The organism is Consotaella aegiceratis (assembly GCF_036541425.1).
Taxonomy (GTDB): Bacteria; Pseudomonadota; Alphaproteobacteria; order Rhizobiales; family Rhizobiaceae; genus Consotaella; species Consotaella aegiceratis.
Genome location: NZ_JAZHFT010000012.1, coordinates 25,028 through 48,078, shown reverse-complemented (window position 1 = coordinate 48,078; position 23,051 = coordinate 25,028). Strand labels below are relative to the sequence as shown.

Below are 23,051 nucleotides of genomic sequence, written 5' to 3'. Positions count from 1 at the left end.
AGGGACCGCGTCAGAAGGAACGGGTCAGGCCTCCGTCGATGCGGATGTTTTGCCCGGAGATATAGCTCGATCGCTCGGAGGCCAAGAAGGCGATGAGTTCGGACACGTCTTCGACACGTCCATAACGCCCCATCGGAATGCGGTCCCGGCGCTCGTCGCGTTCAGGCAGACTATCGATGAATCCGGGCAGGACATTGTTCATCCGCAGGCCGTCAGCCGCATAGTCGTCGCAAAAGAGCTTCGTGAACGCTGCCAGCCCGGCGCGGAAGACGGCAGAGGTGGGGAACGCAGCATCCGGCTCGACCGCGGCGAAGGTCGAGATGTTGACGATGGAGCCCGCTTTCTGCTGCTGCATGGCCGGCGCCACCAGACGGGCGACGCGGATCACGTTCATGAGATAGACGTCGAGGCCCTGGTGCCATGCCTCGTCTCCGATCTCCAGGAGCGGGCCCTTCGGCCCATGCCCGGCGCTGTTGACCACGGCGTCGATGCGCCCCCAGCGCTCGATCGCTGCCCGGACGAAACGCTCGAGATCGGCGGGTGACTGGTTGGAGCCCGTCATGCCGAGGCCGCCGAGCGCCTTCGCCAAGGCCTCGCCCTTGCCCGACGACGACAGGATCGCCACCTGGAAGCCCGACTCGGCCAGCTTGCGGGCGGCATCCGCGCCCATGCCGCTGCCGCCGCCGATGACCAGGGCAGTTTTGGTTGCCGACATTTCGTCCGTTCCTCTATTGTTCGCTCGGCCCGGCGACTCGCCGGCCTTCATGTTTCAACGACCACCGCCGATGAGGCACAGCTATTGGCTCCCCAAGCATCGTCCAGTGCTGTGATGTCGCTGTTCGAGGATAACGCCGCCGAGCAGGCGCCGGCTGCGGTGCCGGTGATGGTGCCTCTGCCGGTGGACAGGGCCTATTCCTATTCGGTCCCCGAGGGAATGGCCGTGCGGCCGGGCGCGATCGTCCAGGTGCCGCTCGGACCGCGTCAGGTCGCCGGCATCGTCTGGGATGGCGAATGCGATGCGGTGGACCCGAAGAAGCTTCGGCCGATCACGCACGTCTTCGATTGCCCGCCGCTCGACGCGTCCATGCGTCGGTTCGTCGACTGGGTCGCCGACTACACGCTATCGCCGCCGGGGTTGGTGGCGCGCATGGCGTTGCGCGCGCCGGCCGCCTTCGATCCGGAACCGTGGATCGAAGGCCTGCGGCCGACCGATGTGACGCCGGAGCGGATGACGGCCGCCCGCCGCCGCGTGCTGGAGGCGGCCGTCGAGGCGCCCGCCTGGTCGCGCTCCGGCCTGGCCCATGCCGCGGGCGTTTCCAGCACGGTGGTCGACGGGCTGCTGAAGCTCGGGGCATTCGAGACGGTGCGGCTGCCCCCGCCGCCGGCGGTCGCCGCGCCGGACACGGGATATGGCCGCGCCGATCTGAACGACGACCAGAGCGTTGCCGCCGGCCAGCTGGTCGACGCCGTGGCCGAAGGCGATTTTTCAACTACGCTGATCGAGGGCGTCACCGGCTCCGGCAAGACAGAGGTTTATTTCGAGGCGGTGGCGAAAGCGCTCGACGCCGGCAAGCAGGTGTTGATCCTGCTGCCGGAGATCGCGCTGACGCAGAGCTTCATCGACCGCTTTCACGCCCGTTTCGGCGCGCCGCCGGCCGAATGGCATTCCGACGTGGCCCCGCGCATGCGCGAAAAGATCTGGCGCCAGGTCGCGGAGGGTCGCGTGCGCGTCGTCGCCGGCGCGCGCTCGGCGCTGTTCCTGCCGTTCAAGGACCTCGGCCTGATCGTCGTCGACGAAGAGCACGACCCGGCCTACAAGCAGGAGGATCGCAGCATCTATCACGCCCGCGACATGGCGGTGGTGCGGGGCTCGATCGGCGGCTTTCCGGTGATGCTCGCCTCGGCCACGCCGTCGGTCGAAAGCCGGGTCAATGCCGAAAGCGGCCGCTACCACCATGTCCGGCTGCCCGGCCGCTACGCCGAAGCGGCACTGCCCGATCTGAAGCTCGTCGACATGCGTCGGGCGCCGCCACCGCGCGGCCGCTTCATTTCTCCCGTGCTCAAGACGGCGATCGCCGCGACGCTGGCCAAGGGCGAGCAGGCGCTGCTCTTCCTGAATCGGCGGGGCTACGCACCGCTGACGCTGTGCCGGGTGTGCGGCCATCGCTTCCAGTGCCCCGACTGCTCGACCTGGCTGGTCGACCACCGGCTGCGCGGCCGGCTGCAGTGCCATCATTGCGGCTACGAGGTGCCGCGACCGGAGGCCTGCCCCGAATGCGGCACGCTCGACCATCTCGTCGCCTGCGGTCCCGGTGTAGAGCGCATCGCCGAAGAGATGCTGGCGGATTTTCCCGAGGCTCGCACGATCCTGCTGTCGTCGGACATGCCGGGCGGCACGCGGCGGCTGCGGCGCGAGCTCGACGCGATCGCCGACGGCGAGGCCGATATCGTGGTCGGCACCCAACTCGTGGCCAAGGGGCATCATTTTCCGCTGATGACGCTGGTCGGTGCCATCGACGCCGATCTGGGCCTCGCCAACGGCGATCCCCGCGCCGCCGAGCGTACCTTCCAGCTCCTCCACCAGGTGACGGGGCGCGCCGGGCGAAGCGGCCGGCCGAGCGTCGGCCTGATTCAGACCTTCCAGCCAGACCATCCCGTGATGCAGGCGATCGCGTCGGGCGATCCGGAGCTGTTCTACAGTCGAGAGATCGCCGAGCGCGAACGCTCCGGCCTGCCGCCCTTCGGACGGCTCGCCAGCATCATCGTCTCGGCGCTGAGCCGCAAGGAGGCGGAGGATCATGCGCGAGCGCTGCGCCGGGCGGCGCCGCAGGCGGAGAGCATCGAGGTGCTGGGGCCGGCCGAGGCACCGCTCTCGCTGCTCAGGGGACGTCATCGGTTCCGACTGCTTTGCCAGGGGACGCGCCGGGCATCGATGCAGGCATTCCTGCGCAGGACGATCGAGGCCGCGCCGCGGCCGCGTGGCTCCGTACAGGTGCAGATCGACGTCGACCCGCAGAGCTTCCTATAGCTTGCGTTCCATCGAGAGAGGCGTCGACGCCGAAAATCTCCGCGGTGGAGCCAATCTCGACCCTCCTGCCGTTCTATGCGACAGTTGCGAACGAGGCGAATCGAGGCTGCGATGCGTACCGGAATGGGGTTCAGAATTGGGGCGCTGCTGATCGCGGTGACGGCGGCGGTCGGTATCATGTCGGGCGGCGTGCGGGCTCAGGACGCGGCCGCCTCGCCCGGGCAGCAGCAAGAGCCGGCCTCGCTGAACCAAGCGCAAAACGCTCTCTCGATTGGCGAGATCCACTGGTATCCCGTCGATGCCGCCTGCACCTTCTTCACGGTCGAGCGACAGGGCGGCTTCGTCGAGGATCAGCCCGATAGCTGGCGGTTCGTCTTCATCACCATGAAAGAGACGGTGGACGCGGGGCAGCCGGCCTTGGAGCATGGCTACGTCATGACCAACGGATTGTTGCGCGAGTTGGAAAAGGGCAAGTCCGCACCCGACAAGGACGGCAATGTCGTCACCGTCTGGCGCAGCGCGGGCGAGCCGCGCATCAATGTCAACATGAAGCTGGTCGAGACCGGGGCCAAGGACGGCAAGACCGGCTTTCAGGGGCAGATGACGCTGTTCTGGGGAGACAAGAAGGCGACTCTCGACGTTGCCGGCACCTGCCGTCCATAACCGGTCCATCGCCGCGACGGCAGGGGCACCGCGATTCAGGGGGGGCTTCGAAGGACCCTGCCACTCCTCTGCGGTGGAAAGCTGGCCGTTGTTTTCTTGATGCCAACGCACAAAGCCGGCCACGCGATCGGAACCGAAGGCCGATGGCGACTTGACCATGATGGCCGCTCTCCGGCAGGAGAGGGAACTTCGCTCGCCGCTCGGGAGGAAACTCAGCGTTATGCAATTCATGCTGCCGCGTTCGCTTGCGGAATGGCTGCCGTTCGCCGCTGCCGTTCTGACCGCGCTCTACGGGCTCGCCGTCCTGTTCTCGCCGCGAATCGCCTTTCGCACGATTGGCCGCAAGGACAAGGTGTTTCACGCCAGGGCCTTGGCGAGCGGGCGTGGCGATATCGGCGGCTTCCATCTGGGTATGGGGCTGATCGCCCTGGCCATGTTCGACCAGCCCTTCCTGCAGTTGGCGCTGGGCGCCGGCTGGCTGGGCGCGGCTGTCGGCCGCCTCGTCTCGATCGTGATGGACCGCAGCGGTACTTTGTCGACCTGGGCCTGGTTCCTCTTCAGCCTGGCGCTGGCGGGGATGACGCTGGCGCCGCCCCTCGGCTACCTGCCCGGCTGATGCAAAAAGGCGATTTGCCGCGAGGTATGCCGCCAAGGCGGCTATCCGCATGCACCATGAGTCCGTCGTCAGCCTTTTGCCGCTTGGCTGAAGCCGCGTGCCGACGTTTCCCGCCACCGCGGCCAATTGCGCAAGGTTATGGGATATCATGCGGAAAGGCCGGAAACGAAGGCCTTTGCCGTGTTGTCGGAGGCAAATCCCTATGCTAGACGATCCTGGTTTTCCGAGGGCAGGACACGCTGCAAGCCGTGGCGTGAACAGAAAAACAGAATTGGCTTCAGGTGCTTGAGCCGTCCGTTCTGACTCGGCCGGACAAGACCTGGGATGGAACGAAGAGAAACGAGCGTCCGTGGCACAGTCATCCTCTCCCGTGTCGGGAGTCGCAGAACGCTACGCCCAGTCGCTGTTCGAGCTGGCCAATGAGCAGGGCTCGATCGACCGGGTGGAGTCCGAGCTTGTCGGATACCAGGATCTGATCGACGAGAGCGCCGATTTTCGGCGCCTGGTGGAAAGCCCGGCCTTTACGGCCGAGCAGCAGCTTCGAGCGATTTCGGCCGTCGTCGACAAATCGCAGGCGAGCGAGCTGACGGGCAATTTTCTCAAGGTGATCGCCTCCAACCGGCGGCTGTTCGTGCTTCCTTCGATGATCCGCGCCTTTCGCCGGCTGGCGGCCGAGGGGCGCGGCGAGATGGAGGCCGAGGTCGTCAGCGCCCAACCGCTGACCGACGAGCAGCGGCGTGAGCTGTCGGAGGCCGTCGGCGCCTACGCCAACAAAACCATTTCGTTGCACGAGCAGGTCGATCCGGCCGTGCTCGGCGGGCTGATCGTGCGCATCGGCTCGCGGCAGATCGACACGTCGATCCGCACCAAACTCAATTCCCTTAAGCTCGCACTGAAAGAGGTCGGCTGATGGACATCCGTCCCGCAGAGATTTCTGCAATCCTGAAGGACCAGATCAAGAACTTCGGCAAGGAAGCCGAGGTCTCGGAAGTCGGTCAGGTTCTGTCGGTCGGTGACGGCATCGCCCGCGTCTACGGCCTCGACCAATGTCAGGCCGGCGAGATGCTGGAGTTTCCCGGCGGCGTGCGCGGCATGGCGCTGAACCTCGAGCACGACAATGTCGGCGTCGTCATCTTCGGTTCCGATCGTGAGATCAAGGAAGGCGATACGGTCAAGCGTACCGGCGCCATCGTCGAGGTCCCGGTCGGCATGGGCCTGCTCGGCCGCGTCATCGACGGCCTGGGCAATCCGATCGACGGCAAGGGTCCGATCGAATTCACCGAGAAGCGTCGTGTCGACGTCAAGGCGCCCGGTATCATTCCGCGGAAGTCGGTGCATGAGCCGATGTCGACGGGCCTGAAGGCGATCGACGCCTTGATCCCGATCGGCCGCGGCCAGCGCGAGTTGGTCATCGGCGACCGTCAGACCGGCAAGTCGGCCATCCTGCTCGACACCTTCCTCAATCAGAAGCCCGCGCATGACGAGGGCCGCGAGAAGGACCAGCTCTTCTGCATCTACGTCGCGGTCGGCCAAAAGCGCTCGACCGTCGCGCAGCTCGTTCGCGTGCTGGAGGAGCGTGGTGCGCTCGAGTACTCGATCATCGTCGCTGCGACGGCCTCCGATCCGGCACCGCTGCAGTACATCGCGCCGTTCGCCGGCTGCGCCATCGGCGAGTGGTTCCGCGACAACGCCAAGCATGCGTTGATCGCCTATGACGATTTGTCGAAGCAGGCCGTGGCCTATCGCCAGGTCTCTCTGCTGCTGCGCCGTCCGCCGGGCCGCGAAGCCTATCCGGGCGACGTCTTCTATCTGCACTCGCGGCTTCTCGAGCGCGCGGCCAAGATGAACGACGACCACGGTGCCGGTTCGCTGACGGCGCTGCCGGTCATCGAGACCCAGGCGAACGACGTGTCGGCCTATATTCCGACCAACGTCATCTCGATCACCGATGGCCAGATCTTCCTGGAGACCAACCTGTTCTACCAGGGCATCCGCCCGGCGGTGAACGTCGGCCTGTCGGTGTCGCGCGTCGGCTCGGCCGCGCAGATCAAGGCGATGAAGCAGGTCGCGGGCTCGATCAAGGGCGAACTGGCGCAGTACCGCGAGATGGCGGCCTTCGCGCAGTTCGGCTCCGATCTCGACGCCGCGACCCAGCGTCTGCTCAACCGTGGCGCCCGCCTGACCGAGCTGTTGAAGCAGCCGCAGTTCTCGCCCCTGAAGACCGAGGAGCAGGTGGCGGTGATCTTCGCCGGCACGCAAGGCTATCTCGACAAGCTGCAGGTCAGCCGGGTCGGCGCGTTCGAGCAAGGGCTTCTGTCGTCGCTGCGCAGCGAGCACAAGGACGTGCTCGATGCCATCGCCAGCGAGAAGCAGCTTACCGACGAGATCCGCGAGAAGCTGAAGAAGGCGATCGACAGCTTCGCCAAGAATTTCAGCTAAGTCTGACGCGGGAGACGGCGCGAACCCATGCCTTCGCTTAAGGATCTGCGAAACCGTATCGCTTCGGTCAAGGCGACCCAGAAGATCACCAAGGCCATGCAAATGGTCGCGGCGGCCAAGCTCCGTCGCGCCCAGGAGGCGGCCGAGGCAGCGCGCCCCTATTCGGAGCGCATGGCCAAGGTGCTCGCCAGCATCGCCGGCGCGATGGAGGGCGACGGTCCGCCGCTGATGACCGGCACCGGCAAATCGGACACTCATCTTCTGGTGGTCTTTACCTCTGATCGCGGGCTCGCCGGCAGCTTCAACGCCAACATCGCGAAGCTGGCCCGGGCGCATATGCGCAAGCTTGAATCGGAGGGCAAGACGGTGAAGATCGTCACTGTCGGGCGCAAGGGTTACGACCTGATGCACCGCGACCTCTCCGATCGGATCGTCGACCGGATCAGCCTGCGCGAGGTCAAGCAGGTCAGCTTCGCCAATGCCGACGAGATCGGCACGCGGCTCATCGAGCGATTCGAGGCGGGCGAGTTCGACGTTTGCACGGTCTTCTTCGCGGCCTTCCAGAACGTGATCACCCAGGTGCCCACGGCGCTGCAGCTCATTCCCGCCGCGATCGAGGCGGAAGAGGGGACGGCCGAGGCCAGCAGCGGCGGCGCGATCTACGACTACGAGCCTGAGCCGGAGGCGATCCTCGCCGATCTCATTCCGCGCAACATCAAGGTGCAGATCTTCCGGGCGCTCCTGGAAAATGCCGCATCGGAGCAGGGCGCGCGGATGAGCGCCATGGACAATGCGACGCGCAATGCCGGTGACATGATCGACAAGCTGTCGATCTCCTACAACCGGCAGCGGCAGGCGCAGATCACCACCGAACTCATCGAGATTATCTCGGGCGCGGAAGCGCTCTGATGTTTGAGAAGGAGGCCAGCTTTGGCTGACACGATTTCCAAAGGCGTGGCGACCGGGCGGGTCGCCCAGGTCATCGGCGCCGTGGTCGACGTCCATTTCGACGATCATCTGCCGGCGATCCTGAATTCGCTGGAGACCGAGAACAACGGTCGCCGGCTGGTGCTCGAGGTCGCCCAGCACCTCGGCGAGAACACCGTGCGCACCATCGCCATGGACCTGACGGAGGGCCTCGTTCGCGGCCAGCCGGTGCATGACACGGGCGAGCCGATCCAGGTGCCGGTAGGCGACGAGACGCTCGGCCGCATCATGAACGTGATCGGCGAGCCGATCGACGAGGTCGGACCGATCAACACGACCGAGAAGCGGGCGATCCATCAGCCGGCTCCGGCGTTCATCGAGCAGTCTCCCGAATCCCAGATCCTGGTCACCGGCATCAAGGTCATCGATCTGCTGGCGCCCTATGCGCGCGGCGGCAAGGTCGGCCTGTTCGGCGGTGCCGGCGTCGGCAAGACGGTGCTGATCCAGGAACTGATCAACAACATCGCCCGCGCCCATGGCGGCTATTCGGTGTTCGCCGGCGTCGGCGAGCGCACCCGCGAGGGCAACGATCTCTATCATGAGATGATCGAATCGGGCGTGAACAAGGACCCGCACGAGAACAACGGCTCGACGGAAGGCTCCAAGGCCGCCTTGATCTACGGCCAGATGAACGAGCCGCCGGGAGCCCGCGCCCGCGTCGCGCTTTCGGGCCTGACGGTCGCCGAGCATTTCCGGGACCAGGGGCAGGACGTCCTGTTCTTCGTCGACAACATCTTCCGCTTCACCCAGGCGGGCTCCGAGGTGTCGGCGCTGCTCGGCCGTATCCCTTCGGCCGTGGGCTATCAGCCGACGCTCGCCACCGACATGGGCGACATGCAGGAGCGCATCACCACCACCACCAAGGGCTCGATCACCTCGGTGCAGGCGATCTACGTGCCCGCCGACGACTTGACCGATCCGGCGCCGGCGACCTCGTTCGCCCATCTGGACGCCACCACCGTGCTGTCGCGCTCGATCTCGGAAAAGGGCATCTACCCGGCCGTGGATCCGCTCGACTCGACCTCGCGCATCCTGTCGCCGATGATCCTCGGCGAGGAGCACTATACGGTCGCCCGGCAGGTGCAGCAGACGCTGCAGAAGTACAAGTCGCTGCAGGACATCATCGCGATCCTGGGCATGGACGAGCTCAGCGAAGAGGACAAGCTGACGGTGGCGCGCGCCCGCAAGATCGAGCGCTTCCTGTCGCAGCCGTTCTTCGTCGCCGAGGTGTTCACCGGTTCGCCCGGCCAGCTGGTGCCGCTGGAAGACACGATCCGCTCTTTCAAGGGGCTGGTGAACGGCGAGTACGATCACTTGCCGGAGGCCGCCTTCTACATGGTCGGGTCGATCGAGCAGGCGGTCGAGAAGGCGCAGAAGCTGGCGGCCGAGGCGGCGTGATCGCCTCGTCCACACGGTTTCGCCCTTCGCGCAGGATTGATTGAGGCAAGAGGCAGATGGCTGATCTCGACAGTTTTCGCCTGGAACTCGTTTCGCCCGAACGGCTGCTGCTGTCGGAAGACGTGACGGCGGTGATCGTGCCGGGCAGCGAAGGCTACATGACGGTCATGGCGCATCACCAGCCGCTCCTGGCCATGATGAAGCCCGGCCTCGTCGTCGGCACGCTGGCGAGCGGGGACGAGCGGCGCTTCTATGTGCGCGGCGGTTTCGCCGACGTGACGCTCGATTCCTGTACTCTGCTCGCCGAGCAGGCGGTTCCGATCGAGGAATTCAGCGTCGAGGATATCGAGCAGCAGATCCGCGACACCGAGGAAGACGTCGCCGACGCGCAGACGCCGGAAGCGCGCAGCAGGGCGGAGCAGCAGCTCGCAGAGCTTCGCAACGTGCGCGACGTGCTGGGGATGTAGTCCGCTTCGCCGATCGCGAACAAAGGGGGCTGGCCGGTGCCGGCCTTTTTTGTTTCGGGCTCGGTCGAAGCGCCGGGAGGGCAAAACTATCGGCCCTTCCGCCATGGGACGGCCGTCGCTTCTCCAACGCCGCCGGATCGCGCCGGCGACGGACTGCCGCGTCCGCGCCCACCGGACCTCCGCCCGCTACTGGCGGGCCGGGATGCGCTTGATCCGTGCGCCGATGGCGTTCAGGCGCTCCTCGATACGCTCGTAGCCGCGTTCGATCTGCTGGGCGTTGTTGATCGTCGACGTCCCTTCCGCGCCCATCGCCGCGATCAGCATCGCCATGCCGGCGCGGATGTCCGGACTTTCCAGGCGGGCCGCCTTCAACTGGGTGGGGCCTGAAACGACCGCTCGATGTGGATCGCACAGGACGATGCGGGCGCCCATGGCAATCAGTTTGTCGACGAAGAACATGCGCGATTCAAACATCTTCTCGAACATCAGCACCATGCCGTCGCATTGCGTGGCCGTGACGATCGCGATCGACATCGTGTCCGCCGGAAAGGCGGGCCAAGGCTGATCCTCGATCTTCGGGACGTGGCCGCCGAAATCCGGCACGATCTTTTTCGATTGATTGGCATGCACGATCAGATCGTCGCCGTCGATGTCGCACAAGATTCCCAGTCGCTCGAACCCCATCAAGGTCGAGCGCAAGTGCGGCACGCCGGCATTGGTAATTCGGATGTCGGAATTGGTCACGGCTGCGAGGCCGATCAGCGAGCCGACCTCGATGTGGTCGGGACCGATCCGGTAAGTTGCTCCCGACAGTCGGCAACCGCCGTGGATCGTCATGCAGTTGGTGCCGACGCCCTCGATCCGGGCGCCGATCGCAACGAGGAAGAGGGCCAGGTCCTGCACGTGCGGCTCCGATGCGCAGTTGCGCAGGATGGTCGTTCCCTCGGCCGCAACGGCGGCGCACATCGCGTTTTCCGTCGCCGTCACGGACGGCTCGTCGAGAAAAACGTCGGCGCCAACGAGTTTTTCCGCGCGGAAATTGTAGACGCCTTCCAGGGCGATGTCAGCGCCGAGTTGGCGTAGCGCGAGGAAATGACTATCGAGACGCCGCCGTCCGATCACGTCTCCGCCCGGCGGTGGGAGCGTGATTTGCCCGCAGCGGGCCAGAACCGGCCCAGCAAGAAGGATGGAGGCACGGATGCGCGAGCACAGATCGGGGTCGAGGTCCGTTGGATGGACCTCGCGGGCATGAATACGCAGAGTGTTGTTGCCCGTCCACTCGGCTTCGACCCCGAGCGAGGACAACAACCGCACCAGGGCTTCGACATCGCGAATTCTCGGTACGTTCGAAAGCTCGACCGGCTGATCCGTGAGCAGGGCGGCCGCGATGATGGGAAGGGCGGCGTTCTTGTTGCCCGACGGTTCGATCGAACCGGAGAGGCGACGGCCGCCCTCGACGATGTATTCGATTCTTTCTGCGGGTCTGGGGGCTGCCATTGTGGAGTGACATCATTTCCGGATTGAAGGATCAGATTTACCGGCCGGCGGGTTGGTTGCAGCGTCCGGCCGAACCGACTGCTACGCCGTCTCCAGATGCCGGAATTCGCGGATAACCACCTGGTAGACGGAGCGCTTGAAGGGGACGATCAGGTCCAGCACCTCGTCCATCGGCTTCCAGGCCCACTCGTCGAATTCGGCCGGGTGGCCATCCGGCGGTGGGTCGATAGCGACTTCGCTGGCGTCGCCGGTGAAATGGAAGGCGAACCACTTCTGTGTCTGGCCGCGATAGCGGCCCTTCAGCGCCACGCCGAGGAGTTCGGGGGGCAGGTCGTAGTTGATCCAGCCGCTGCTCTCGGCGGCAAGCTCCACGGAGCGGATGCCGGTCTCCTCGTAGAGCTCGCGTTTGGCGGCGGCGAGCGGTTCCTCGCCCGGATCGATGCCGCCCTGCGGCATCTGCCAGAGCCGCGAGGCGCCGGTCAGCTCATGGTTCTCGCTGAACTTACGGTGACCAACCCAGACCAGCCGCTCGGAATTGAGAACCATGACGCCGACACAAGGGCGATAGGGAAGGGCGGTCTGGTCGGCCATGGCGCAACATCCGTGATCGAGAGAATGGCGACAGTTATAGCGGCTGAGCGCGAAAGCTGAAGTCGTTCCGGTTCATCGCCGTTCGGGATCGAGCGCCAGCTGTGAGACCGGAACCAGGTCGATGCCCCGCTCGCTCGCCTCCTCGGCCCAGGCGGTTATAGCGTCGACCGAGGACTCGAAAGCCGAGGCGATGCCGATTGCCGAGCCCTTGGCGCGCGCAATGCGCTCCAGCGCATCGAGCTGGGCGCGGATGTCGCCCGGCTGTTGGCTTCGGTCGATCAGCAGGTCGGCGGCGGCAAAGGGCTCCGAGTCGGCAACCGCCACCTCGCGGGCGGCGCTGCGGGCCGAGCTGCCGTCGTCGACGTAGAGCAGGCCGCGTTGCGCCGTCTCCGACAGGAGGGCCCGAACAGCCTCGCGGTCAGCGGTCAGCCGCGCGCCCATGAAATTCATGATGCCCACATAGTTGGTCATGCGTCCGAGCGACCAATAGAGTTCGTCCATGTCTCCGGCCTCAGCCGACTCTGCGGTCAGCGTGTGCGGACCCGGCGAGACGTCGGGATAACCGACCGGTTCCATCGGCACCTGCAGAAGCAGTTCATGGCCCTCGCGGCGCGCGTCCTGCATCCAGCGCGAGAGGCTGTTGCCGCTCGCCGCAAAGGCCAGCGTCACGCTTCGCGGTAACGTCTTGACGGCATATTGCGTGCCGGTCTGGCTGATCCCCAGGCCACCGACGATGATGGCGATCTGCGTCCCCATCCGAGAGGTCGGCTCGCCGGCATAGACGTCGAGCGGCCGGCGGCCGTCTTCGGCCCGGATCGGCAGCGCGCCGTAGGGCGAATCTTCCAGGAGATCTTGCTCGGGAAGGTGGGCGAGCTGTGCCGGCTGGCGCAGCGAGCCTGGATCGCGAATATCGAGGGGAATTGTCTCCGCATTGCCTGCGAGGATGCCGTCAGGACCGCGCTGTACGATAGGGGCCGAAGGTGGCGGCGGGAGAGGCGAAGAGTCCCGCTCGACCGGTTTTTCGCTGACGGCCGTCGGCGGCGGCGTCGGCACGTAGGACGCGTGCCGAAGGTCTGGCTGCAGCCAGGCGGTGGCCGCAGACCCCGCAATGACGACGGCCAGCGCGGCGGCGCAACCCACCCGTCCCCAGGTGAGAACCGGCCGCTTCGGGCGCGGCCGGGCAGGCGTCTGGCCGAGAGGCCGATGGAGGTCATCGAACATGGGAGGATGCTAGCGGCGAGACCTTATGCGGGCCTTCCCAAAACGAAAACGGCCCCGGCCTTCGAATCGAAGGCCGGGGCCGCGTCACCGTTACGGAAAACCTCAGTTCGCGGCGGTCGCCGCGGCCGATTCGGCTTGCGGCGGAAAAGCCGCATTGGTCTTCACGCCGCGCAGCAGGTCGAGCGCGTACTGCAGCTGCAGATCGTCCTTCTTTTCCGGCGGCACGTAATCGAGCGAACCGGACCCTTCGTCGGTCTCGTTCTCGCCGGTGATGTGACCGCGCAGAGACGACTCGCCGCGCACGACCTCGTCGTCCTCGTCGAGGCCCATCTGCTTCTTGATGTCGTCGGGCAGCGGCTGATCGACGACGATGTCCGGCTCGATGCCGCGTCCCTGGATCGAGCGTCCCGACGGCGTGTAATAGAGCGCCGTGGTCAGCCGCAGCGCGCCGTTGGGGCCGAGCGGGATGATCGTCTGGACCGAGCCCTTGCCGAAGGACCGCGAGCCGACGACCGTCGCCCGGCGCTGATCCTGCAAAGCGCCGGCCACGATCTCGGAGGCCGATGCCGAACCGCCGTTGACGAGCACCACCAGAGGCTTGCCGTCGATATCGTCGCCCGAGCGGGCGTTGTAGCGCCGCGTCTCTTCAGGGTTGCGACCGCGTGTGGAGACGATCTCGCCGTTCTTCAGGAAGGCGTCGGAGACGCTTACCGCCTCGTCGAGAAGTCCGCCCGGATTGCGCCGCAGGTCGAGGACGTAACCCTTCAGCTTGTCCTCGCCGACCTCGCTCTTGATGTCGTCGATCGCTTCTTCCAGGCCGACGGTCGTCTGTTCGTTGAACTTCAGAAGCTTGATGTAGCCGACGTCGTTCTCGACCGAATGGCGCACCGACGGCACCTTGATCTCGTCGCGCATGATGCTCACGCGGATCGGCTTGGCGGCGCCTTCGCGCAGGATGGTCAGTTCAACCGATGTTCCGACGTCACCCTTCATCTTGTCGACCGCCTCGTTGAGGGTCAGGCCGCGCACCTGCTGGCCGTCGATCTCGGCGATGAGATCTCCGGCGAGGACGCCGGCCTTGTCGGCGGGCGTGCCCTCGAACGGCGAGACGACCTTGACGAGTTCGTCTTCCATCGTGACCTCGATGCCGAGGCCGCCGAATTCGCCGCGCGTTTCCGTGCGCATGTCCGCCGCCTGTTCGGCGTTCATGTAGCTGGAATGCGGATCGAGGGCGGTCAGCATGCCGTTGATCGCCGTTTCGATCAGCTTCTGATCGTCAGGCTCCTCGACGTACTGGGCGCGTACGCGCTCGAAGACATCGCCAAAGATCGCAAGCTGGCGATAGGTGTCGGAGCCAGCGGCGTTGGCAACGCCTGGCTGCCCCGCCGTAATCACGGTCATCGCCGTCGCGCCCATGAGCGCACCGGCAAACAGGATCGAAAGCTTACGGATCATTCCTCGTCCTTCCAGAAGGCTGATCCATCCACCATGACGATGGATCAACCGGATTCCCGTCCTTGCGAAACTCTACATAAAGCGAAGGCGCTGTCGCATCAAAGTCGTCACCGGATGCGCTCGCGAGACGACGCGCGCCCATCATTCCGACCGGCTCTCCGGCAAGCACGAACTGTCCGACGTCGACATCGATCTCGCTCATGCCCGCCAACACCACATGATATCCACCGCCCGCGTCCAGGATCAATAGCTGTCCGTACGAACGAAACGGTCCGGCATAGAGAACGGAGCCATCGGCGGGGGTGGTCACCAACGCGCCCGCGGCGGCCACCAGGGTTTCGCCGGACGCCGGCCGTCCGATGCCGTCCTTTTCGCCAAAGCGGGTCCGCAACTCACCTGTTACTGGCACCGACAAACGGCCTTTCAATGACGAAAATGGGGCGGAGGGTGCGTCGATCCGAGTGATGTCACGCCGAAGTGAGGCGAGGTCGTAGCTGGCTTCGGTCGGTTCCGCGGCTTTCGCGGGGCTTTCGGTTTCGTCCGGAGCTTGCGCGAGGCTTGCCGTGCGCCGTTCCGCTTCGGCTTCGGCTTCGGCCTGGCGCTTGGCCTCCTCGGCCTCCGCAAGGCGGCGCTCTTCCTCGGCCTGCTCGCGGGCCGCCTTTTCGGCCGCACGGGTCGTTTCCAGATCAGCGTCGAGCGAGGTGATCAGTTCGCGCAGAGTGGTGGCCTTTGCTGCCAGTTCGGCAGCGCGGCGGTTGGTATCGCTCAGCCGATCGCGGCTCTCGGCTTCGATCCGCTGTTTTTCTTCGAACAGCTTGGCGAGCCGGGTCTCCTCCTCGCGCTGGCGCATCAGGCTCGCGAGGAAGGTCTGCTTCTCCGTCTCGATCTGGGTGCGGACCGAGGACAGATTCTTCAGGTCCGCAACGAGCTGTTCGGTCTGCGAGCGGATCGACGGCACCACTGCGCCGAGCAGGATGGCGCTTCGCACCGAACTCAGCGCATCTTCCGGCTCGACGAGCAGCGCCGGCGGCGGCTCACGCCCCATTCTTTGCAGCGCCGCCAGCACCTCGGCCAAAAGGCCGCGACGCTCGTACAACGACGATTTCAGCGTCGCTTCCCGGCTCGCCAGTTCGGCGATGCGATGCTCGCTTTCCGCGATGCTGGCGCTTGCCGCCTTCTGGGCGGCGGCGGCGTCGATCATCGCCTGGCGGATCTTCGAGCGGTCCTGGGCGAGCGAGGCGATTTCCGAATCGAGATTGGCGACCGTATCGGTGGTGAGCGAGATTTGCTGCGCCAGGGTGTCCAGTTCCTGGGCCCGCCTGTCGCGCTGCTCCTCGATGGCGTTGAGGCGGCTGACGAGCGCGGCGAGGGTAGGCTCGGCCGGGGCCGCCCGGCCTACGGTGGAGGGAAGCAGGACGGCCAGCGCAAAAGCCAGCAGAGCCGGCGCGCGCAGTCGCGCCCGGTTGCCGACTCGTCTCCGATGGATCCGCCGTGCCTCGATCACTGATGCTCCCGCTCTGGCATGGGCCACGATAGGGGCGGTCCCTTAAAGAATCATCAACCATCCGGTCACACTCGGTGACCGATGTGACGATGCCGAGGTTTTGCCGGCTTCTGTCGTTTTCGCGCAACGTTGCGGTGCCAGCGGGAGCGATGGGCAGGCGGCAGGAAAAGAATCCGGCCTTAAGGTGAGTCCGCCTGCGTTTGCAGAGCGTTAACCATAAAACTTCACGCGGTTCGAGAGCGACTTCAAGCGCGATGGTAAGGATGGCCGGCGAGAATGGTGGCGGCTCGGTAGAGCTGCTCGGCCAGAACGATCCGCAGGATCTGGTGCGGCAGCGTCATGCGCCCGAACGACACGACCCAGTCGGCCTTGCGGCGGATTTCGTCGTCGAGGCCGTCCGGCCCGCCGATGACCAGCGCCAGATCACGCGTGCCGCCGTCGCGCCGCTCGGCGAGCTGCGAGGCGAACTCTTCGGAGGAGGGTGTCCTGCCGGTTTCGTCGAGGGCGACGAGGCAGCCTTTGTCGGGTAGGGCGGCGAGGAGGCGAGCCGCCTCGTCGCGCTTGCGTTCGGCCGACGAGGACGCCTTGCTCTCCGCCAGTTCGGTCAAGCCCGAATAGTCGAGCGCCAGCGGTGCGCCGACCTTTTTGAGACGCGTCAGATACCGCTCCGCCAACTCCCGCTCGGGACCGGATTTCATGCGGCCGACAGCCGCGATCATCACCTTCATCGGTCGCCTTTGCCGAGGAGGGGCAGCAGGTTGTTGCCGCGAGAGGAGCGGTCAGTGAACCGTCGCATCCCCCATGTCGCCGACGGACCACATCTTTTCGATGTTGTAGAAGGTCCGCACTTCGGGCCGGAAGACATGCACGATGATGTCGCCGGTGTCGATCAGGACCCAGTCGGCGTTCTGCATGCCCTCGACTTTCGAGGTGCCAAGCCCGTTGTCCTTCAGATCACGCAGCAGCCGATCGGCGACGGCGACGACATGACGGTGCGAGCGGCCGGAGACGACCACCATGAAATCGGCCAGCGCCGATTTTCCCTTCATGTCGATGGAGACGATATCCTCGCCCTTTGAGTCTTCGAGACTGGCTAGGACGATGTCCAGGGCGCGCTGGGCCAACGATTCGTCGTCGACGGGCGCCTCTGAAGGCCTGTCCGCAGACATGACCTCCGCTTCAGCCATAGGTCGCAGTGGTGTTTCCCTTTCCTTGTTCATGGAAGGCAGCATGTCGTGCCTTCCTTAATAAGTGTGGCAGTGATGCATGGCAGTTTCAAGACATCTGCGAAGTCTTGGCGCGCAGCGCCGTCGAGGACAGCGCCGATCTTGGACCATGCAGGAAGACCCATGCCGGAGGCTTGCGGCCCGGCACGCAGGCCGCGCGCTCCTCTGAAACGCGCTCCCGGGCGAAGGTTTTCGCCATGCGCGAGGACAGGAACGCCAGCGTGGAGCCCGGCCGATCGACCACGGCGATGGGGAAGGTCCGGGCGATCCATCGCCACTTCTGCCAGAGATGAAACGAGGCCAGGCTGTCTGCTCCCATGATCCAGACGAATTCGACGTCCGGTTTCTTTTGGGCGATCAGCGCCAACGTTTCGGCGGTGTAGCAGATCCGGTGCGCCGACTCGAACGCCGTGACGTCGATCCTCGGGTGCCGGACCAGACGCTTCGAGGCCGCGACACGTTCGGCAATCGGCCGCAGATTGCCATGGTCCTTCAAGGGATTGCCGGGCGTGACCATCCACCAGACGCGGTCGAGACGCAGCCGGTGCATCGCCGTCTCGGCAACCAGCAGATGGCCGGCATGTGGAGGATTGAACGAACCGCCGAACAGGCCGACGCGCAGGCCCGGCTCGGTGTGCGGCATGCGCAAAAGGTCGGCCGGCAAGCCGTCAGGCGTCATGACGCTTCCGCCTCTTGGCAGCGCTGTCGCTTGCCGGTCTTGGTGCAAGACGTCATGGGCGGGTCTGGCCGCTGCCACGGACCCGGTAGTTGAAGCTCGTCAGCTGCTCGACGCCGACCGGCCCGCGCGCGTGCATCTTGCCGGTCGCGATGCCGATCTCGGCGCCCATGCCGAACTCGCCGCCATCGGCGAACTGGGTGGAGGCGTTGTGCAGCAGGATCGCCGAATCGATTCCGGCAAGGAACGCCTCGGCAGCGGCCGCGTCGTCGGTGACGATCGCCTCGGTGTGGTGCGAGGAATATCGCCCGATATGGGCGATCGCCGCATCCACCCCGTCGACGACGGCGACCGAGATGATCGCGTCGAGATACTCCGTGCGCCAATCCTCCTCGGTGGCCGGTTTCGCTGCCGGATAGAGGCCGCATACCGTTTCGTCGCCCCGGATTTCGCAGCCCTTCTCGGCCAGCGCGTCGAGAATCGGGACGAGATGGGTCGCGAGCGCCTTGCGGTCGATCAGCAGCGTCTCGGCGGCGCCGCAGACGCCGGTGCGACGCATCTTGGAATTGACGGCGATCGTTTTGGCCATGTCGAGATCGGCGGCGCCATCGACATAGAGGTGGCAGATGCCTTCGAGATGCGAGAAGACGGGCACGCGCGCTTCGTCCTGTACGCGCGCGACCAGCGAGCGCCCGCCGCGCGGCACGATCACGTCGATCGAGCCTTGCAGGCCCTTGAGCATTTCGCCGACGGCGGCGCGGTCCGATGTCGGTACGAGCTGGATGGCCTCTTTGGGAAGCCCTGCCTCGGCCAAACCCGCTTCCAGCGCGGCATGGATGGCGGCGGACGAGCGCGCCGAATCCGAGCCTCCGCGCAAGATCACCGCGTTGCCGGCCTTGATGCACAGAGCGCCGGCATCGGCCGTGACGTTCGGCCGGCTTTCGTAGATGACGCCGATGACGCCGAGCGGCGTGCGCACGCGCTCGATGGCCAGGCCGTTGGGGCGTGTCCACGAGGCGATGACCGAACCCACCGGGTCGGGCAGGGCGGCGACCGCTCGCAAGCCTTCGGCGATGGCCGAAACGCGCGCCTCGTCGAGGCGCAGCCGGTCGATGAAGGAGCCGGTCAGCCCGGCCGCTTGGCCGCGCTCCAGGTCGGACGCGTTGGCGGCCAGAATGTCTGCCGAACGCGCCTCGATCGCATGGGCCATCGCTTCCAGCGCCCGATTCTTCTGCTCGGCCGTCGCCAAGGCCAGGGTGCGGGCGGCAGTGCGCGCGCGCCGACCCATCGCCAACATCAGCTCTTCGACGCTCTGCGCGCCGGATATCGTGCCGTCGTCCATCATGTCTCTCCCGCGCCAGCGAACCGAGCGCCAGCCTGGTCTTAATCTCTCAAGCGATTTCCGTCATCTCCCGGAACTGGCGCTCCAGCACCAGGTCGTCGCGGTGAATCATCGCCGCGCGGGGTGGGTGCCCGAGTTCCGCCTGGATCGCCGCGGTGCGCAGGCCCGCGATGCGGCGCGCTTCGTCGCTGTCGTAGGCGACCAGACCCCGGGCGACCTCGACGCCGTCCTCCGCCTCCACGATGATCGTGTCGCCACGTTCGAACGTTCCCTGGACCGCCTTGACGCCGGCCGGCAGCAGGCTTTTGCCCGACAGGAGCGCCTTGACGGCACCGGCGTCGATGACCAGCCGTCCATGCGGGTGCAGGTGGCCGGCGATCCAGCGCTTGCGCGCTGTGACCGGGTTGTCCGACGGGCAGAACAAAGTATGTCGCTCGCCGGCCGCGATGGCGGCCAGCGGGTTCATCCGCGCCCCGGCGGTGATGATCATCGCCGCGCCGGCGGAGGTGGCGATCTTGCCGGCCTCCACCTTGGTCTTCATGCCGCCGCGCGACAGCGCCGAGGCGGCCTCGCCGGCCATCGCCTCGATCTCCGGCGTGATCCGTTCGACCACCGGGATGTGCCGGGCGTTCGGGTCGTCGGCGGGAGGCGCGGTGTAGAGGCCATCGACATCGGAGAGCAGGATCAGCAGATCGGCCTCCATCATGGTCGCGACGCGCGCCGCCAGACGATCGTTGTCGCCGTAGCGGATCTCGTTGGTCGCCACCGTGTCGTTCTCGTTGATCACCGGCACCGCGCCCAGCGCCAGCAGCGTTCCGATGGTGGCGCGGGCATTGAGATAGCGGCGGCGCTCCTCGGTATCGCTGAGCGTCAGCAGCACCTGGCCCGCGGTCAGTCCGAAACTGCTGAGCGATTCCGAATAGGCGCGGGCCAGCGCGATCTGGCCGACCGCCGCCGCGGCTTGGCCTTCCTCCAGCCGCAGAGCGCCCTTGCCGAGCTTCAAGATCTTGCGACCGAGCGCGATGGAGCCGGACGAGACGACCAGCACCTCCTTGCCGCTTCGGGTCAAGCCGGCGATGTCCTCGACCAGCGAGGCGAGCCATGCCTGCTTCAGGCCCTTTGCCTGGTCGACGAGGAGCGCCGAGCCGATCTTGACGACGATGCGGCGGCAGCCGGCGAGAGCGTCGCTCATGCCTCGTCGTCCTCGCGCACGGCACCCGCCGGTTCCAGCATCGGCGGCTTTTGCCAGCGGGGATCCGCCTCGGCCTGCTCCTCCGACGCGGCAAGACCGACAATCTCGGCCCGGAGCGCTCTCAGCGCCTCGGTCATGCCCTCGCGGCTGACGGCCGACAGCGCCAGAGGCCGGGTCCCGCAGGCCTCGGCCAGTTCATCGAGCTTGGCGTCGCGCGTCTCGGGATCGAGCGCGTCGACCTTGGACAGCGCCACGATCTCGGGCTTTTCCGCCAGTCCGTTGCCATAGGCCTGAAGCTCGCTGCGAACCGTGCGATAGGTCGCGGCCACGTCCTCTTCGGTGCCCGACACGAGATGCAGGAGCACCCGCGTGCGTTCGACGTGGCCCAAAAAGCGGTCACCGATGCCTACGCCCTCGTGCGCACCTTCGATCAGGCCGGGAATGTCGGCGATGACGAACTCGGCCCCGTCGACCGAGGCGACGCCGAGATTGGGATGAAGCGTGGTGAAGGGATAGTCGGCGATCTTCGGTCGCGCCGCCGTGACCGAGGCGAGGAAGGTCGACTTGCCGGCGTTGGGCAGGCCGACGAGGCCCGCGTCGGCAATCAGCTTCAGGCGCAGCCAGATCGTCAATTCCGCGCCTTCCAGGCCCGGATTGGCGCGGCGCGGCGCCTGATTGACGGAGGTCTTGAAATGGGCGTTGCCGAAGCCGCCATTGCCGCCGGCGGCGATCCGATGGCGCTCGCCCACTTCGGTCAGGTCGCAGATCAGCGTCTCATTGTCCTCGGCGAAGACCTGGGTGCCGGCCGGCACCTTGAGCGTGATATCCGAGCCGTTCGCCCCGGTGCGGTTGCGGCCCATGCCGTGGCCGCCGGTCTTGGCCTTGAAATGCTGCTGGTAGCGATAGTCGATCAGGGTGTTGAGGCCTGCCACCGCCTCGACGTAGACATCGCCGCCGCGGCCACCGTCACCGCCGTCCGGTCCACCGAACTCGATATATTTCTCGCGACGGAACGAGACCGAGCCGGCGCCGCCGTCGCCCGATCGAATATAGACCTTGGCCTGGTCGAGGAATTTCATGATGTGCCCTTCCGGAGCCTGCGCTCTCGGCGTCAGTCATAGCGGCCAAGCCGCGAAAAATCGATTCGAGTCAGCCTTTGCCAGCCGAAGGCCTTGCTGGCGGAGGCAAACGGGCCGGATCCTTGGCGAAAACGACGTCGGCAAAGGCCAGCGGAATGCCGAGCTTCGATATGGTGACGTGGTTTTGGACCGTCCCGTCCGGCTCGGCCTCCATCTCGTGGCGGAAATGCAGATGCGTGTCGCCGCCGGGGGCAAAGCCGTCATAGGTCAGGACAGCGCCCGCCGGTGTCAGGCGGCCGACCACGGGGCTTGCAGCGGAAAGGCTGCCGTCGCTGGTCTCGGTGCGCACGGTGCCGCGATAGCGATCCGACGCCACACGATGAAGGCGCCACCGCTGAACCCTGTCGCCATCCTCGAAGGTGAAGCGTTCGGTCAGGTCGAGCCACCCATCGGACGCCCGTCCGTCGAAACGCGCGGTGAACGTCTCCTCGAACAGGCCGAGCGTCCGGATTTGTCCCCGGCTGAACGACTGACCCTCGAAGAAGCCTTCGAGCGTGAAGCCGGGATCGGCCGCCGATGCGGGCGGCGGCGCGGCTGCGATGATCGCGATGCCGAGCAACCCGACCGACGCGGCGATCGTCCGACCGAGGCGTGCTTTTACCGCGCGGCGTCCGGTCACGTTCGTCCCCATTCCTTGAGCGAGGTCCAGCACCCTTTGTCCATCCGGTAGCGTTCCACCGCGACGCTTCCCGCTGCCAGCGAAAGGCTCATTCCCGTGCCGGAATACTGAAAGCCGCATTTCTGGATCACCCGGCGCGAGGCGTTGTTGACGGCGCGACAGGAGACCTCGATCAAATCCAGATGGAGATCGCGAAAGCCGAAGTCGATCACCGCATGGGCCGCTTCTGTCGCATATCCCTGATTCCAGAAGGTATGGCCCAGCCAATAGCCAAGTTCGGCGACCGTCGTCCGGCCGGCAAACCGCAGGCTGGCGACGCCCATCAGCCGGCCGTCTTTGCGGCAATTGACCACGAACACCGGTCGTCCCTGCGCGCCGTCGATGAACAGATCGGCATCCTCGATCCCGTAAGGGTGAGGCAGCGACGACACCATGTCGGCCACCCGCCGGTCGTTAGCGAGTTCGGCGATGGCCGGGGCGTTGTCTTCATGCGGCGTGCGCAGTGTCAGGCGGGGCGTCAGCAGCGGCGAGAACTCGCTCGCTTCGCAGGTCTCTTCGTCCTCGGTCACGGATCGGGTTCCTTGAAACGAAACAGGGGAGATGGCGTCCCATCTCCCCTTCGTCCGTTTCAGGCAACCCGATTTTCAGGTGGCTTCGACGCCGGGGTCTTGGGACGCCGGCGTCAGAAGCCGAAACGTCATTCTGCGGCTTCTGCTGCTGGCATTACGGACACGTAGGTGCGTCCTTGGGCCTTCTTCTGGAAGGTCACGGTGCCTTCCGCCATCGCAAAGAGCGTGTGATCGCGGCCGAGGCCGACATTCACGCCCGGGTGCCAGCGCGTGCCGCGCTGGCGCACGATAATGTTGCCGGCAATCACGCGCTCGCCGCCAAACTTCTTGACGCCAAGACGTTTGGATTCGGAATCGCGGCCGTTGCGCGAGGAGCCGCCTGCTTTTTTGTGTGCCATGGTTCAGTCTCCTGAAATCTCGAT

The 23,051-nt window shown here is 65.9% G+C and carries 24 protein-coding genes; 9 read left to right on the top strand and 15 right to left on the bottom strand.

Annotated elements, in window-relative coordinates; translation table 11 throughout:
* Positions 1–10: 10 nt before the first annotated feature.
* Positions 11–715: an SDR family oxidoreductase gene (locus SMD10_RS10550; RefSeq protein ID WP_331685649.1), complete on the bottom strand. Its 705-nt coding sequence runs from the start codon at positions 713–715 to the stop codon at positions 11–13.
* Between the two features lie 114 nt (positions 716–829).
* Between SMD10_RS10550 and SMD10_RS10545 the strand changes: the two genes are divergently transcribed.
* From SMD10_RS10545 to SMD10_RS10510, 8 genes are all read left to right on the top strand, one after another.
* Positions 830–3,028 (top strand): primosomal protein N', encoded by a 2,199-nt coding sequence (locus SMD10_RS10545; RefSeq protein ID WP_331685732.1) that lies wholly within the window; start codon positions 830–832, stop codon positions 3,026–3,028.
* A 123-nt stretch (positions 3,029–3,151) separates the two neighbouring features.
* A complete protein-coding gene (locus tag SMD10_RS10540; RefSeq protein WP_331685648.1) occupies positions 3,152–3,691 on the top strand; it encodes a hypothetical protein in 540 nt (179 codons plus the stop codon).
* Positions 3,692–3,911: 220 nt separating this feature from the next.
* Complete coding sequence (locus SMD10_RS10535) at positions 3,912–4,307, top strand: AGROH133_08824 family phage infection protein (RefSeq protein ID WP_331685647.1); 396 nt, start codon at positions 3,912–3,914, stop codon at positions 4,305–4,307.
* 349 nt (positions 4,308–4,656) lie between these two features.
* Positions 4,657–5,217 (top strand): F0F1 ATP synthase subunit delta, encoded by a 561-nt coding sequence (locus SMD10_RS10530; protein ID WP_331685646.1) that lies wholly within the window; start codon positions 4,657–4,659, stop codon positions 5,215–5,217.
* Entirely contained in the window at positions 5,217–6,746 is a 1,530-nt protein-coding gene (gene atpA / locus SMD10_RS10525; protein WP_331685645.1) for a F0F1 ATP synthase subunit alpha, read from the top strand. The genes SMD10_RS10530 and atpA overlap by 1 nt, the downstream gene beginning before the upstream one ends.
* 27 nt (positions 6,747–6,773) lie before the next feature.
* A complete protein-coding gene (locus SMD10_RS10520; protein WP_331685644.1) occupies positions 6,774–7,655 on the top strand; it encodes a F0F1 ATP synthase subunit gamma in 882 nt (293 codons plus the stop codon).
* 21 nt (positions 7,656–7,676) lie between these two features.
* The gene (atpD, locus tag SMD10_RS10515; protein WP_331685643.1) at positions 7,677–9,131 is read left to right on the top strand and encodes a F0F1 ATP synthase subunit beta; all 1,455 of its coding nucleotides are present in this window, start codon (positions 7,677–7,679) and stop codon (positions 9,129–9,131) included.
* A 56-nt stretch (positions 9,132–9,187) separates the two neighbouring features.
* Complete coding sequence (locus SMD10_RS10510) at positions 9,188–9,598, top strand: F0F1 ATP synthase subunit epsilon (RefSeq protein ID WP_331685642.1); 411 nt, start codon at positions 9,188–9,190, stop codon at positions 9,596–9,598.
* Between the two features lie 186 nt (positions 9,599–9,784).
* Here SMD10_RS10510 and murA read toward each other — a convergent pair whose 3' ends face one another.
* From murA to SMD10_RS10485, 5 genes are all read right to left on the bottom strand, one after another.
* Positions 9,785–11,095, bottom strand: a complete 1,311-nt coding sequence (gene murA, locus SMD10_RS10505; RefSeq protein WP_331685641.1) for a UDP-N-acetylglucosamine 1-carboxyvinyltransferase — start codon at positions 11,093–11,095, stop codon at positions 9,785–9,787.
* An 81-nt stretch (positions 11,096–11,176) separates the two neighbouring features.
* Positions 11,177–11,686, bottom strand: a complete 510-nt coding sequence (locus tag SMD10_RS10500) for an RNA pyrophosphohydrolase (protein ID WP_331685640.1) — start codon at positions 11,684–11,686, stop codon at positions 11,177–11,179.
* A gap of 72 nt (positions 11,687–11,758) precedes the next feature.
* Positions 11,759–12,907 (bottom strand): divergent polysaccharide deacetylase family protein, encoded by a 1,149-nt coding sequence (locus SMD10_RS10495; protein ID WP_331685639.1) that lies wholly within the window; start codon positions 12,905–12,907, stop codon positions 11,759–11,761.
* Positions 12,908–13,009: 102 nt separating this feature from the next.
* Complete coding sequence (locus tag SMD10_RS10490; RefSeq protein WP_331685638.1) at positions 13,010–14,362, bottom strand: S41 family peptidase; 1,353 nt, start codon at positions 14,360–14,362, stop codon at positions 13,010–13,012.
* Positions 14,352–15,428 carry a murein hydrolase activator EnvC family protein gene (locus tag SMD10_RS10485; protein ID WP_331685731.1) on the bottom strand — a complete coding sequence of 359 codons (1,077 nt, stop codon included), beginning with the start codon at positions 15,426–15,428 and terminating at the stop codon, positions 14,352–14,354. The genes SMD10_RS10490 and SMD10_RS10485 overlap by 11 nt, the downstream gene beginning before the upstream one ends.
* Between SMD10_RS10485 and SMD10_RS10480 the strand changes: the two genes are divergently transcribed.
* Positions 15,411–15,869: a hypothetical protein gene (locus SMD10_RS10480; RefSeq protein ID WP_331685637.1), complete on the top strand. Its 459-nt coding sequence runs from the start codon at positions 15,411–15,413 to the stop codon at positions 15,867–15,869. The genes SMD10_RS10485 and SMD10_RS10480 overlap by 18 nt on opposite strands.
* A gap of 242 nt (positions 15,870–16,111) precedes the next feature.
* Here SMD10_RS10480 and rlmH read toward each other — a convergent pair whose 3' ends face one another.
* From rlmH to rpmA, 9 genes are all read right to left on the bottom strand, one after another.
* Positions 16,112–16,594 (bottom strand): 23S rRNA (pseudouridine(1915)-N(3))-methyltransferase RlmH, encoded by a 483-nt coding sequence (gene rlmH, locus SMD10_RS10475; protein WP_331685636.1) that lies wholly within the window; start codon positions 16,592–16,594, stop codon positions 16,112–16,114.
* 51 nt (positions 16,595–16,645) lie between these two features.
* The gene (gene rsfS / locus SMD10_RS10470; RefSeq protein ID WP_331685635.1) at positions 16,646–17,035 is read right to left on the bottom strand and encodes a ribosome silencing factor; all 390 of its coding nucleotides are present in this window, start codon (positions 17,033–17,035) and stop codon (positions 16,646–16,648) included.
* 106 nt (positions 17,036–17,141) lie between these two features.
* Positions 17,142–17,771: a nicotinate-nucleotide adenylyltransferase gene (locus SMD10_RS10465; RefSeq protein ID WP_331685634.1), complete on the bottom strand. Its 630-nt coding sequence runs from the start codon at positions 17,769–17,771 to the stop codon at positions 17,142–17,144.
* 52 nt (positions 17,772–17,823) lie between these two features.
* On the bottom strand, positions 17,824–19,110 hold the full coding sequence (locus tag SMD10_RS10460; protein ID WP_432757221.1) for a glutamate-5-semialdehyde dehydrogenase: 1,287 nt from the start codon (positions 19,108–19,110) through the stop codon (positions 17,824–17,826).
* Between the two features lie 49 nt (positions 19,111–19,159).
* Entirely contained in the window at positions 19,160–20,302 is a 1,143-nt protein-coding gene (gene proB / locus SMD10_RS10455) for a glutamate 5-kinase (protein ID WP_331685632.1), read from the bottom strand.
* On the bottom strand, positions 20,299–21,381 hold the full coding sequence (gene obgE, locus SMD10_RS10450) for a GTPase ObgE (RefSeq protein ID WP_331685631.1): 1,083 nt from the start codon (positions 21,379–21,381) through the stop codon (positions 20,299–20,301). Before obgE ends, proB begins: the two co-directional genes overlap by 4 nt.
* 70 nt (positions 21,382–21,451) lie before the next feature.
* Positions 21,452–22,060, bottom strand: a complete 609-nt coding sequence (locus SMD10_RS10445; RefSeq protein ID WP_331685630.1) for a DUF3833 family protein — start codon at positions 22,058–22,060, stop codon at positions 21,452–21,454.
* Positions 22,057–22,629, bottom strand: a complete 573-nt coding sequence (locus SMD10_RS10440) for a GNAT family N-acetyltransferase (RefSeq protein ID WP_331685629.1) — start codon at positions 22,627–22,629, stop codon at positions 22,057–22,059. The genes SMD10_RS10445 and SMD10_RS10440 overlap by 4 nt, the downstream gene beginning before the upstream one ends.
* Positions 22,630–22,757: 128 nt before the next feature.
* Entirely contained in the window at positions 22,758–23,027 is a 270-nt protein-coding gene (gene rpmA / locus SMD10_RS10435; protein ID WP_331685628.1) for a 50S ribosomal protein L27, read from the bottom strand.
* Positions 23,028–23,051: the final 24 nt, after the last annotated feature.